Origin of the sequence: Enterobacter sp. BNK-22 (assembly GCF_048684805.1) — a bacterium.
Classification (GTDB): domain Bacteria; phylum Pseudomonadota; class Gammaproteobacteria; order Enterobacterales; family Enterobacteriaceae; genus Enterobacter; species Enterobacter quasiroggenkampii.
In genome coordinates this window covers 2,988,681-3,001,922 of sequence record NZ_JBLQTT010000001.1, presented here as the reverse complement: position 1 = coordinate 3,001,922, position 13,242 = coordinate 2,988,681, and the positions used below count along the sequence as shown (strand labels likewise).

Here is a 13,242-nt window from a genome sequence, read left to right as displayed (position 1 = left end):
GAGATGAATAAAACGTGGACCCGTATTGTGATTGTCGTCGTCGCGGCCGCCGCCGTGGCGTTCTGGGTATTCTTCGATAAGCAGCGTGCCCCCGAACACCAGATTGATACCACCCTCAACGCGATGCCCGCCTGGCAGGTGATTAAGGAGCAGGAGCCCGCGCTGCATCAGCGCATCCTCGACCAGATGGCTGCCCTGCAAAAAGCGGGCGAGCCGGAGCAGCAGATTATCGACACCATCCAGCCGCAGATCCTGCATCTGCAGATGTCGCGCCTGCAAAACGCCCCGGACGCCAACGTGGTGAACTACATGACCATCAACATGGAGCAGACCGCCGCCATCCAGAAGGTGAGCGACGACGCCTGCTTCCGCTTCCTCTACCCGATGGTGAAGGGCGGCGTGAACCCGATGCGCATGCTGGATAAAGTCCTGATGACGCGGCGCATGCAGGCCGACGCCGACATGATGCGCGCGGCCTACGGCAAAAATCGCCACATCGTGACACCCGCCGAACGCGAGGCGGCCGTCGAGGATGTGCGACCGATTATGAAGCAACTTGCCGATAAGTACGGCGAGGGCATCCAGCTGCTGCAGATGCCGGAGAAGGCAGTGGGCAAAGAGAAGCTCTCCTGCGATATGGTGCAGGAGATGTGGGCGAAGGTGCTGGCGCTGCCGGAGCAGAAGGCGGCGAGGGTGATTCGGCTGGCGGTGTCTGAGCTGGACTGACGGTAGCGCTGGTTTTTTGGGCACTTAGCGCGGGTTTAGCGCGTCGTCGCTTGCATGGCGGCGCGCGACAGGTATAATCCACAACGTTTCCGCATCCCCTTCAGTGCCGAAGTGGCGAAATCGGTAGACGCAGTTGATTCAAAATCAACCGTAGAAATACGTGCCGGTTCGAGTCCGGCCTTCGGCACCATAAGATGCAAATCAAAGTCGCTTAAGGGCGGCTTTTTTTGTTTGCATAATCCTCGCATTTTACATGCTTTCTCATTGATGTCCCCTTTAAAACCTGCTAAATATTATTTAGGAGTATTCTGAACCAATGGGCATTTTTAAAGGAACTCAGATTGCTTTGAGAATGTTGTTTAGCGGAGGAGATGATGTTCGACAGCAAAAAAACGTTATCTGAGTTTAAACCAAACGTTGTATACGATACTGATTATGATGACATTATTAAAGATTTTTATAATAAAGCTCTACCATTAGCAAAAATATATAAAAGAGCGGTTGGTTATTTTTCTTCATCATCAATAATGTTAGCTGCGCAAGGGCTTTTTCAGTTCATTCATAACGATGGAAGGATGCAGTTGATAATAGGCTCTCCGTTGTCACGAGAGGAGTTTGATGCAATAGACGAAACTAAAAAAAACTCCTTTTTAAGCCAATGTTGCGCAGAAACATTAAACAGAATTTATTATGAATGTACTTCAAACGTATTGAAGGCAGGTATAGAGTTACTTTCATATCTTGTTTTTAACGGTAATCTCGATATCAAATTTGCTCTAAAAAATAATGGAATGTATCATGAAAAAATTGGCGTGTTGATATCAGAGGATGGAAGGAAAATATCATTTGGAGGTTCCGCTAATGAAACAGGAAGTGCTTTAAGTGGCGATGTAAATAGTGAATCGATAATGGTATTTAGTGACATTGATTCTGAGGTATATGCTAAGTATGGAATTCAAATAGAGCGAAAATTTGATTCATTATGGAATAACAACGTTAAAAACATTAAGGTTGTACCAGCAACACCAGATTTTATTTCTTCAATAAAAGAATATTCCAAGGGGAAGGATTTAAATTATTTCAATGAGTTGTTTTCTAAAATTAATACAAATTCTAAAGATTTTGTGCGTATTGATTTCGAGGACAATCTCAATCCAAAAATCCCTCTTTATATTAATGGGCTGCCTTATTCTCTGAAAAAACATCAAGAAAATGCAATCAAGGAGTGGCAGAATAATTCATTTAAAGGGATTTTTACAATGGCAACAGGTGCTGGGAAAACGATTACTGCATTACATGCAGCAACAAAGCTTTTTCAACATATGAATAGTAATTTGTTTTTTATTGTAGCTGTGCCGTATCAAGCCTTAGCTGAGCAATGGCGAAAAGAAATGGCTCGTTATAATATATTCCCCTTGATTTGTGGTTTTTCAAAAAACAACTGGAGTTTTCAATTAAAAAAAATTGTCGCATCGTCAAATTTAGCGAAAAATAAAAAATTCAACGCTATTATTGTTATTAATGCAACGTTGAAATCAAATGATTTTCAGTTTGAATTGAATAAGATTAATCCAAATGGAATGCTTTTTATTTGTGATGAATGTCATCATCATGGTTCATTCAAAATGAACGGAATTGTCCCTGAAGCAAAATTCAAAATTGGATTATCTGCCACACCATGGGAGGACTATTACTCGGATTCAGCAGTTTTTCTCAGGAATATATATGGGCAGCCGATTGCTAAGTACGATCTTGAAGATGCATTGAAAGACAATGTGTTGTGCCCATATAAATATAAAACAATATATTGTGAAATGGATGATGATGAAGTTGAGAGTTACTTGCAGATTTCGAAATCCATTTCAGTTTTAGAAGGTAAAAGAGAAAAAGGGGTTAGTATTGATGAAAGTCAACTATTGCATCTGCTTTTAAGGCGTACAAGAATGTTGGGAGCTATAAAAAGCAAATATTACAAATTAGATAAACTTCTAAAAAATGAAGGGATAAAATCAAAATCCTTATTTTACTGCGGCGAGGGGAGTGATTTATCAGAAGAAGTTAACGAAGAATATGGTTCAACACAAATCATTGATAAAGTTACAAGGGTACTCGCCAAATATGGTTATAAAAATGCTCGATTTACCAGTGAACAAACGAATATTCAGAGAGAAGAATATTTAGAGGCATTCAAAAATGGCACTTTAGATTCTCTGGTAGCTAAAAGAGTTTTGGATGAAGGAATTGATATTCCAGATTGTAGGTATGCATTTATTTTAGCTAGTGCAAATAGTACAAGGCAGTATATTCAACGAAGGGGACGCATCTTACGTAAAAGTACTGGGAAAGAGTTTGCAGTGATTTATGATTTTATTGTATCTCCTCCCACTAATAGGAACTCTCAAGCACTTGATTCCTTAATAAAACGGGAGGAAGCAAGAATTCATGAATTTAGCCGCCTAGCGATCGAAACGGAGATAGTAGATGTCTAACAATCATGTAGAAATACTTAAACAGATTCGTGATTCTTTGGAGAAAGACCCCGACTTTTTATCAACCGATGAAGATAGAATTCTTCAAAAAATAATAGATCATGAAAGAGTTGCTCGTTCTGTATCGAATCCTTCTGATGATAAAATTCGGTTGAATTATATTGATTCAATATTGAAAGAATACTTGGAGTCATAACATGAAATTAAACAAGATTATAGTCACCAACTTTAGGCAATTCTATGGAAGTAACACTATTGTTTTTTCCACAGATGAGGAAAAAAACATTACTTTAATTCATGGTGAAAATGGTCTAGGAAAAACCACTCTTTTAAATGCAATTTTATGGTGTTTTTATAATCGCTTTACTAATGACTTTGAAAACCCCCGTGAAATAGTGAATATTTTTTCATTGAGTCAAGGAAATATTATAGCTACTGTAGAGATCATATTTAATCATGAAGGTAAAGAATTTTATATAAAACGAGAATATAATAATAGCACACAGAATAATGATGTTATTGTATACGAATTAGAAAATGGTACATTTATTAAGCAAGTTAAGTTAGCATTACCATTTATTCAAAGTGTTATTCCTTCTCAAATGGCTGACTATTTTTTCTTCCATGGTGAGGGTATTGCTAACATTAATAATAATAATAATTTGACTAAGTTCAGGAAGGCAATAAGAGACATATTAGGATTCACATCTGCTGAATATGCAAAGGATGATCTGATTGAATTAATTTCAAGAAGAAAGGTAGAGATTCAAAAAATAACAAAAAAAAATAATGAATATAGTGCTAAATATAAAATAAAAACTGATCTGGAGTATGACAGGAGAGAATTGATTTCTGCTAGAGAAGTTTGTAAAGATAATATTGAAAATTATCAGATTGAGTTAGATGCACTGAGTGAGAGACTTAAGAATATAAAAGTATATAATGTCTCTGATATACAAAACAAAAAACAAGCAGAAGAGAAAAGGGTAAAGCACATCGAAGCAAAAACTAGCGAACTTATGGCTAAACAAAAAAAATTAATTTACCAATATGGAATGATACTCTTTGGCTATAAATTAGCAAACGATACGATGCTAAATATTACTGAAAAGGAGGTTTTGGGTGAGATACCTTCTCCATATGATGAGAGTTTAATTAATAAGATTATTGACGCAAAATTATGCATTTGTGGCAGAGAGGTTAATCCTTTATCTTCTGAATATGAGCATATCAAAAGCTTAAGGAATAAAGCTAATACAGCTGATATAAAACAAAAAAGACTCGCAGCAGTACATTTTGCAGGGTCTATAGGAAATCTTTCTGAGAAACCACAAGAATTTATTACGGCATACCAAGATATTGATAAGGAGATTGCAAATTTATTAAGAGAAAAACAAATATCTACACTTGAAATAGCTGACCTCCAACAACAATTAGAAGATATAGGTGATGGTGGAGAAAGAGAGGTTGCAACAATTAATAAAGAGATACATTCTATATCGACACAAAAAGAAAACGCAAAAATTAGAATGAGTAATATTGAAAAAAATATTTCTGTACTTAATACTAGAATTGGTGAATGTGACCGATGGATAAGTTCTAATGCGCCAGACAATGATTTGGTTTATAAATATAATCGAGATATTGAGAAGTTAGAGAAACTAGTCCGTTTATGTGAATCGAAACTAAAGAATTATGAATTAACAGCTAGAAATAATATTGCAGTAAGTGTAAATGTTATTTTGAATAACTTTTCAAGGAAAGAATTTAACGTTAGAGTTACGGAAAACTTCGACTTTAAATTAGCAAGACCAGATGGTTCTTTAGTTGCAAAAAGTAAGGGGGAAAATCTCCTTTTAAATCTATCCTTTGTTTCAGCACTTTTAGGATTTTGTGCACAACGGGCTTCAGGAGATAATCGTTTTTTAATCAAAGGTACTGTTGCACCATTTTTCATTGATGCCCCTTTCGGTGAGCTTGACGATACATATCGCCAAGCAACAGCAATATTTTTACCTCAATGCTGTGAGCAATTGATATTACTACTTTCCTCTTCTCATTGGAGTGGGACCGTTGACTCTTCAATAAAAGATCGTGTTGGCAAAGAATATTTGATTATTTCACATAAAACTGAAAAGCAAAATGAAAAGCCCTCTGATCTCATTGAAATCAAAAATATAGTTCATCAGCAATCAATTTATGAGTCGGATTTTGAAGGTTCATTGATTAAGGAAATTTAATGGAAATTTATTTCGATGCCCAATTTGATGATCTTCTTACCGAAGTAGTGGATGAAGACAAGATCTTTCCAACATATATGCATTTCGCATGTTTTGCAGCATCAATTGGCTGGCGTTTAGATAATGTACAAATCAAAACAAGAGGAAAATCAGCCAGAGATACTGTATTTACTAATAATCAAATGGAAGGTTTAATATATTTGATTGGTATAAACAAAACTAATGGTATGGAGTGCCTTAGAGAAGAGAACATAAATCAGTGCTGGGACCATTTTCAAAGTGCTGTCAATGCTGGTATGAATGTTATCAATGATTGGTTACATGAATTCCCATTGAAAGATAAGTCTGAAGTAATTCTTCTTCATATGCTTAGTGCTGCGACTGAGATATCAAATGAGCAGAGTAGTAACAATGCTGTTGATATCAATAATATTGAAGATCTTTTGTCTTAATATTGATATTTGTGTATGGTTTCGAATGTAACTCTTAAGCACCTTGATATTATTAAGGTGCTTTTGATACAAGTAATATATTTTAACTCACGAAGTATTCACCGTTATGATGACTACCTGAGGTTTCTACTAGTATGATATATATATCAATTATTATTCATATGCATATTTAATAGTGTGGTATAATTCATTCGTGTATTTATTGTTAGAGTAATCTTGGAGTAACCGTGAACATTAAAGCAGATGGCAAAAACTTAGAGCAGATATTTTATGGTTTAGATACTCGATATTTTATTCCCCGATATCAACGTGATTACTCATGGACTGCCAGCAATGAGCTTAGCGAACTATGGACTGATATTATTACCTCTTATAATGAAGGTAAAGAATATTTTATGGGGACGTTACTATTAGCAAGTCGAGGTAAGAACGGAACTCAGTATGATATTGTTGATGGACAACAAAGAACGATTAGCTTCATGTTATTGCTGTCTGTAATCCAGGATTATTCTAAGCTTGTTGTTGATGGCGTAATTAGTTCTGATGATCTTGATTCAACGACTGAGAAAAGAGAAGATGCTGCTGACTCTTTATTTTCAAGCGTCAACAGACACATTAAACAAGATGACTATTATTTGCGAGCAAATAACAAAGATTCAAAATATTTTGAAGATGCTTTAGATATATCAAAACGAGAAGTTCTTACTAATGTAGTAAATAAATCAAACAGAATAACAAAAGCAAAGCGTTTTTTCCAAGAGAAAGTAAGAAAAGAATTTTTTGGCCGTAGTAATTCTTTAACTGAACTCAAAAAATTTTTCCGCTTCGTTATTACGAAACTGAAGTTCGTAACTATCACAGTTGAAGATGATTTCGACGCTTACATAATATTTGAATCTCTTAACTCAAAGGGGATGGACCTCTCTGTTGCTGACCTGCTAAAAAATAAGATCTTAAGCAATATTTCGAGTAATTATCAAGATGCAGCGCTTTGCGAATGGGATGACTTGGTAAAAAAAATTCAGGCTGTTCCTGCAAGTTTCGTAGATTATATTAAGGTTTACTGGAACTCTTACGAATCAACGGATGTTACAAAAGCAACGCTTTATCAAACAATCAGAAAAAAAATTGGTAATGACGAAATCAATACTAGGAATTTTCTAAGTGAGCTTATTCAAAATTCTGAACCATTTAGTAAGCTAAAAAATAAGTCAAATCTTAATTGGCCTAAGATAAATACCAACGATAAATGGGCAGAAAAAGTAGCCGAAATGAATTTATTGGGCTATACAATCCATTTGCCTTGTTTCCTTTACGCACTAAAAAATAAAGAAAGTATTCTTGAAAAGTTGGCTGAATTATCATTGAATTTATTGTTTAGGTGGGTAACAGTTTGTGATTATGGTATTGGTGAAATAGATTCTCTCTTTAAGAAAATTCTTGCTGATCTTAAAGCTGGTAAATCTGATGCTGATGTTTTGAAAAACTTCATTCCGCTGATAGAAAAAGTTCAAGGCTCTTTCATTGAAAGTTTTAGCCTATTTGAAACTGAAAGTTCGACAATATTGAAATATATTTCATGTAAAGTAGATTTACATCTGGGTGCGACTAAAGCCTTAATTCCTGACTTCTTAGAGGTAGACCTAGAGCATATATTCCCTAAAAACCATGAAGTATGGGGCAGTAATTTGGATTATTTCAGTAAACCTTACAGTCGTTGGGTTAATTCTGTTGGGAATGTGATCTTGCTTGAGAAAGGAAAAAATAGAAAAATCAAGAACTCTGTCTTTGATGAAAAGAAAAGCGTATTTTCTTCTTCCGAATTCAATAGCGCAAAACAAATATCTACACTACCAAATTGGTCTGAGGAATCAATTTTTAATCGTTGTAGCTATCTTGCTGATCTGGCAATTAAAATTTGGCCACTGAACTCAGATATGTGTAATTAAAAAATTAACCAGCCCTATAATAGGGCTGGTTTCATTACAAAGCTTGAGTAAAATCTCTTAAATTTTTATAATTTCTTAGAGGTGCAATCCCATCTTGTACATGAGAAGCCCATATTTTATGCATTTCCTTTTCATTATAGGTCGGGTATAACATTTTCAGCGTTAGTTCTGTTAGCAATAGCGTCTCACCAAGCCAAGTTATTTTGTCTAAAACTAAACTTCCATCAAGTTTGTCTCTGTTATTTTTTTCATCGTATCTAAACCCGCTTTCAACAGAAAAAAAGAAAGCAAGTCTTGCAGAAATATTGGGGGTCAACCCTGTGTAAGTTTTCAAACGCTTCAGTTGCTCTTCCGTTTGATGATTTAATTGCATTCTATTAGGAAGCATTAAATTTCCTCCTTCGTTAAATTCCAGAAGTATCCAGGCTTGAGAACTGACGATTTAGTTCGAGAATTAAAAATAATCTCGTATGCATGAGAGATATCATCACGCAATTGATCAACAAAATACCGTTCATCAACTTCAGTATCTGTAGATAACAACACGACCTGGTGACTTGCATAAGGGAAGTAATGATTGATTAACTTATCTCGATGCTGAGAATCTAAGCGCCCTAGCGGAGTATCAATGATTACCGGCAGGTCTCTACCCGATGTTTTAGCCAATGCTTCAAGAATCGCTATCGCATAAATTTGCTTCTCTCCAGCGGAAAGTAATTTACGGTTGATAACTTTGTCGTTCTCATCCACCAGTTCAACATCAAACGTTTCTGGATTGATATGCGCATTAAGCTGCAAATCTTCTTTTCTGGCTAACTTACGGTAAGCAACTTCGAAGTTAGCAGAAAGGGTTTTTACTCGTGCCTGAGTTAACAGTTCACTGTACCGATCAAGCAAGCTGATTGTCTCTTGCGCATTGTTGAATGCACTATTAAAGCTATGCTGGTTGCGCGCTGCGTCATGAGCTTTTTGAATCTGGCGAGCGCAATCAAGTTGCTGTTGTTTGGTATTTTTTGCTTCTTCCAGCAATGAGCGATACTCCTGCCGCTTAGCTTCACGTTGGCGATCCAGCTCACGGAGTCTTTCAAAAATATCCATCAGCTGATCATCTTCCGGCGCCCGGGCGATGTTTGCTGCGGCTTGCTCTAATTGTTCTTCTACCTCTGCCAGCTGGTTACGATAAAGGTCAAAACGTTGCCAGGCTTTTTTACTATCTTGTTCGATAGACTGCTGGATCATTCCAGCTTCACGTTCAGATATGTCAAACAGCAACTCACCTTTTGGCTTATCAGCAAGATATGTTTTAAGGTTATCTTCTATAGCCTCAGCAGCAATTTTGCCTGTGCTTCCTGAACGGAAGGAAATGTCGCTTTTGAGTTGCGTAAGGAATTGATTCAATTCCTTCTCGAAGCTATTTGCCTGTTTTATTTGCGTCTCCGCACTAATCTGTTCTAGCAAACGACCCAGAGTTTTTGGAGCTAAAGCATACGGTAGTGAGCTATCACACTCATGCCGAAGCGCTTTTTCCAGACGTTCTTTTTCTTTTAAAAGCGTCTCGACCTTCTGTTTCTCCTGGGTTTTTGTTTGAGCAAAAGCACCCCCTTGTGCATTTAGTAGAGTCTCGTTCTGCACAATTTCCTTGGAGATAAGGTCAATACGTAATTTAGCGAAATCAGCCTTTTCAAGAATTTGCTCGGTCTTAAAGGCCAATTCTTTAATCTGTTTCTCAAGTTCTAGAAGTTTCTGTTGTTGAGATTCAGCCAGTTGACCTGATTGCTGGCGTTTAATGAAAATCGTTAAATCGTTCCGAAGCTTCTCGATTAGATCCAGACCCAGCAGACGACGCACGGCCGTGCGGAGAATGTTTCCCGATTCATCCTCAGCTAGCTCCGCAATTTTTTCACCATCGAAGAAAAACAGATCGGCTATGCCGTGGGGGATTAATTCATTTAAAAAGCCCTGGCACTGATCATAGCCAAGTCCTTCAATGAGTTTACCATCCTGCTGTAATGACAGTTTGTCTCGCTTACCTTTTTGCCAGGTGCGGGTAACGGTAAATTCAGCCTCCTGACCACCTTTGTTGTAGGTAAAAATAAGCTCGACAGAAGCCTCATCGGGTTGTTCACCCAAAGTTGAGCCGTTGTGCACCAGAGCACTAAGCTCTTCCACATACTCTTGCTGCTGAGTTGTTGAACCAAATGCAAGCCTACCGTAAAGGGCCAGGCGGATAGCGGATAGTATTGATGTCTTACCTGCGCCGTTTAACCCACCGAACAAAACGATAGGACGCGGGTTATCATCGTTCTGTCGTTTTTTAGGAGCCAGATCGATAACATGGGTTCCATTGAAAACCCGATAATTACGCAGTACCAGCTGTTTAATTAACACGTTCTTTTTCCTCACTGGTAAGCAGGCTTGGTTCGCTGACTTCGGCAATTCTCCGCTGCAACATCTGCAGTTCAGCTTCTATGCTTGCTACTTCTTCCTGATGAACATCACGCTCATTACGTTTCTGCAAAGCTTCCTGCTGTTGTTTTATCTCTTCAAGACTTCCCCAGTCTTGCTTGAGGATCGTCCCTAACTTGTCGAAGATCCCCTGTCGGCGGCTAAGGCCTTCCATTGAAACTTCAAGCTCGATTAATTTCATAACCATTTCAGGGACAACATCAAATCCTTGGGCAATTTGTTCGAGAAGTTCTGCATCGCTGGCGTCAAAACGTGATTGATCGTCTATAACCCAGTCCAGATCCTTGCCATAAACCTCGCGATAAATGCCTGGTAATGTGTCGTACCAATCAGGCTCGTTGGGATCCTTTAGCCATTGCTGGCGTATGGCATGAAGCTCTGGTTCAGTGATTAATGTAATTGTATGTCCCTGAGCGTTCATATCACGCTCAATCGTCAGCAATTCCTTCAACCATTCCTGGCGATACTTAAGCCAGTAAGGACCTGGCACATGTTTACGCTCAGCCGTAAGTTCCTCGCCATCCTTCGCATACTGATAACTCACTTTACCTGTGCGTCGTTTATAGTTGCGGTAGGTATCTTTGTTTACTGGATCGGTTGTGAAAGCCAGCAGGTCGCGGTATTTCAAAAGTGGTGACATCCACTCTTCACCGTTCTGGATTAAGCTTTCCATCGCTTTATCTTTTGTGACGACAGTACATGTCCAGCAACCAAAGCGGGAGTTACCACAGGAAGGCGTACTGTCATCGATGACTAGCGGGCATTCACCCTGAGCTGAGGAATCCATGTAAAGAGTCCACAGAGGGCGGTTATTACCCCCCCAAGGGCTTTCCCATTCATCAATGTCATCAGGCGCATATCTGAATGCACCACGAAGTAATTTCCATACATCTTCTACATCCCAAGTATCAATTGGGGTGTAAATAAATGCATTAGACAGGGTGGTATGGCGCGCAAGACGCGAGCCGTCAATCTTGTGTTTTGCAATGACCTGAGCGCGAGATGCACTTTCGCTGCTGCGCGATCCAAGAACGACGATAACTTCATCAAACTGGCTGACTTTATCTTTGATAAAGTCACTTACCGGGTTGATTTTCATGCGTTCTGTACACCAGCGGAAACTACGGGTAGGCGCTGGATAGCCTTTACCAAGCAGATTTACCCAGAATGTCTCGTTGGTTTTTGGGGTTACAGCATGTTGTGTGATCGGTAAGCCGTCGCGCTTAGCGCCAGCTTCAATCTGGAGCATCGTTTTTTTAATGAGGTCAACTACAACCGGCGTCTCTACGAGAGTGTCAGAGGAAACGACAAACACATCCTTCGTACGCATTTCCGGCGGAAGACCCATCAACGCCAGATAAACAAGAGTAATGACTGCTGACGAGTCTTTACCGCCACTATAGCCAATCACCCAAGGGCGTTTATCTGCGCAGTAGACACGCTGAACTTCAGAGACAAAATCAGCGAGAGTACGTCCAGCAAATTGCTCTTCGTTTATGAAATCTTCATAGTCGGCCAGATCATAGGCCTGAGTTAATGTACTCATGATACAACCATCTGAGCTTCAAGCTCTTTTTCTTCAGGAGAAAGGGGGAGAGACAGCGCAATTTTTAAAGCGTTGCAAGTTAGCTGAATGGCGGTGCCGGTTTTGCTCAATTTGCCATGCTGCATTGCGCGCTTAATCATCTCAGGATTGCTTTTACGCCAGTCAAAGGATTTTAACTTCGTAAGTTTTTCCTGCCAGTGCTCAGGTTCTTCAGCCAGTAGTGAACGGCCCAGAAGGCCCAAAGCCTGCAAACCGATACCATGAGCATGTACATAATCCTGGCGAAGCTGCGCCGGAGACACTTCTTTACGTGCAGCAAGCTGCCAATCTGGCATAACTTTGAAAATAGCCTGCCAGTATAGCGTAGCTATATGCGTATTGTCCTCAATGCTGCCTACTTTGGGGTCTTTACCAAGCAGGGCACGTGTTGCCTGTTTAATGCTGCTTAGCGTGAACAGTTTATTCGAAAGCAAACTGATACTGGATTTCTCAAGTTCAGTAAGACCAATAAAGGGCTCGATAGACATCGCAAGATAGCGAGCAAGGTTCGAGCTTACGTCGCGATGATCGTAAAGCGCGGAGAGTGATGGGCTTGGACGGATGGCGTATTTATTCAGATCAGCAAACATCTGCTGACTACGCCGTAAACCTTCATCAACAAAGAACAATACGGGGATGTTGTCCTGTCCTAATTCAGGACGCTCCGAAAGGGCATCTTCAATAGCCTTACGGCGATGTTGACCATCATTGATAAGAATTTGCGCATCCATTGGTACGCGAAGCGTTCCAAGATTGTTGGAGTTTTCGAACTCGTCAAACTGTACATCGACCGCAATGGATGCAGTTAACGCAGAGAACACGTAATCTTTAGGATTTTCAAGTAAATAACGCACCATTTCTGGGATGCGTGATTTATTTAAGATGCGCTGAGCGCGCAGCTCAGGGGGCACGTCTGTTTCATCGAAGCTGAAGATCTTCGGAATGATGCGCATGGGGCAAGTGGCGATATAGAATGGCCGTCCAGCCTGGACGCCCCTAACTGCGGGGAAAGAGTAGCAATAATCTGCATCAAAGTTAGCCATGATCTAGTCCCTGTTTGTAGACTGAATTACGTTACATTTTACGTAAAAATTTCTTAGAACGAAATTTTTATGATGATAAAACACAAAATGTTAAAGATTTACGTGTGATTTGACGTAACTGTTTGCTGTGTTTGATTCTTCTTGAATGTAAACCTCGAGCCAAAGATTTGAAGTCACAATTAGGCCTTATGAGCTCTGGATTGATATGATTGGTCTGGCATAGAAGAAGTTTACTTTATGCCACGGTCTCCCAAGAGCGTTAATCGTTGTGTAGGTGCTTACACCGAAAGTG

General features: G+C 39.3%; 10 protein-coding genes and 1 tRNA gene. 7 read left to right on the top strand and 4 right to left on the bottom strand.

Annotated features, from left to right (window positions below):
* Positions 1-3: 3 nt before the first annotated feature.
* The 7 genes from ACMGGE_RS14195 to ACMGGE_RS14165 all read left to right on the top strand — a co-directional run bounded on the left by ACMGGE_RS14195 (position 4) and on the right by ACMGGE_RS14165 (position 7,856).
* On the top strand, positions 4-726 hold the full coding sequence (locus tag ACMGGE_RS14195) for a topoisomerase II (protein ID WP_420293892.1): 723 nt from the start codon (positions 4-6) through the stop codon (positions 724-726).
* Between the two features lie 105 nt (positions 727-831).
* Positions 832-916: transfer RNA gene (locus tag ACMGGE_RS14190), tRNA-Leu, on the top strand.
* 184 nt (positions 917-1,100) lie between these two features.
* Positions 1,101-3,215, top strand: a complete 2,115-nt coding sequence (locus tag ACMGGE_RS14185; RefSeq protein WP_420293891.1) for a DEAD/DEAH box helicase family protein — start codon at positions 1,101-1,103, stop codon at positions 3,213-3,215.
* Positions 3,208-3,411, top strand: coding sequence for a hypothetical protein (locus tag ACMGGE_RS14180; RefSeq protein WP_063152428.1), 204 nt, complete (start codon positions 3,208-3,210; stop codon positions 3,409-3,411). The genes ACMGGE_RS14185 and ACMGGE_RS14180 overlap by 8 nt, the downstream gene beginning before the upstream one ends.
* A 1-nt stretch (position 3,412) precedes the next feature.
* Entirely contained in the window at positions 3,413-5,455 is a 2,043-nt protein-coding gene (locus tag ACMGGE_RS14175) for an AAA family ATPase (RefSeq protein ID WP_213845423.1), read from the top strand.
* Positions 5,455-5,907: a hypothetical protein gene (locus ACMGGE_RS14170; RefSeq protein WP_063152430.1), complete on the top strand. Its 453-nt coding sequence runs from the start codon at positions 5,455-5,457 to the stop codon at positions 5,905-5,907. Before ACMGGE_RS14175 ends, ACMGGE_RS14170 begins: the two co-directional genes overlap by 1 nt.
* A 227-nt stretch (positions 5,908-6,134) precedes the next feature.
* Positions 6,135-7,856 carry a DUF262 domain-containing protein gene (locus tag ACMGGE_RS14165; protein WP_126545560.1) on the top strand — a complete coding sequence of 574 codons (1,722 nt, stop codon included), beginning with the start codon at positions 6,135-6,137 and terminating at the stop codon, positions 7,854-7,856.
* 34 nt (positions 7,857-7,890) lie between these two features.
* On the opposite strand, the gene dndE is transcribed toward ACMGGE_RS14165, so the two are convergent.
* From dndE to dndB, 4 genes are read right to left on the bottom strand one after another with little or no spacing between them, the layout of a single operon-like run.
* A complete protein-coding gene (gene dndE, locus ACMGGE_RS14160; protein ID WP_126545558.1) occupies positions 7,891-8,244 on the bottom strand; it encodes a DNA sulfur modification protein DndE in 354 nt (117 codons plus the stop codon).
* Entirely contained in the window at positions 8,244-10,244 is a 2,001-nt protein-coding gene (gene dndD, locus ACMGGE_RS14155) for a DNA sulfur modification protein DndD (RefSeq protein WP_395299763.1), read from the bottom strand. The genes dndE and dndD overlap by 1 nt, the downstream gene beginning before the upstream one ends.
* The gene (gene dndC, locus ACMGGE_RS14150) at positions 10,234-11,868 is read right to left on the bottom strand and encodes a DNA phosphorothioation system sulfurtransferase DndC (RefSeq protein ID WP_126545556.1); all 1,635 of its coding nucleotides are present in this window, start codon (positions 11,866-11,868) and stop codon (positions 10,234-10,236) included. Before dndC ends, dndD begins: the two co-directional genes overlap by 11 nt.
* Positions 11,865-12,950: a DNA sulfur modification protein DndB gene (dndB, locus tag ACMGGE_RS14145; protein ID WP_126545555.1), complete on the bottom strand. Its 1,086-nt coding sequence runs from the start codon at positions 12,948-12,950 to the stop codon at positions 11,865-11,867. Before dndB ends, dndC begins: the two co-directional genes overlap by 4 nt.
* Between the last annotated feature and the right edge of the window lie 292 nt (positions 12,951-13,242).